At 34.5% G+C, this 249-nt stretch carries 1 protein-coding gene; it reads left to right on the plus strand.

The annotated features are described in order from the left end of the window. Nucleotides 1-249 (plus strand): P-loop NTPase (locus tag ACJDU8_RS25900; protein WP_406795049.1); only part of this gene is annotated, 249 nt, incomplete at both ends.

The raw sequence follows: 249 nt of genomic DNA on the forward strand, positions 1-249 counted from the left end.
AATTATTGGCGTTATGAGTGGCAAAGGTGGAGTAGGAAAATCATCAATTTCTGTCCTTATAGCTAAACAGTTAAAAAGATTAGGATACAGTGTAGGAATTTTGGATGCAGATGTAACAGGGCCAAGTGTTCCTAACTTAATGGGGTTAAAAGGTAAAAAGGCTGAAACCACAGAAGAATTTATATTACCTGTGGATACGCAAGATGGAATAAAAGCCATATCATTAAACTTACTTTTAGAAGATGAAAA

Origin of the sequence: Candidatus Clostridium eludens, from assembly GCF_045310515.1 — a bacterium.
Lineage (GTDB): Bacteria > Bacillota > Clostridia > Clostridiales > Clostridiaceae > Clostridium_B > Clostridium_B eludens.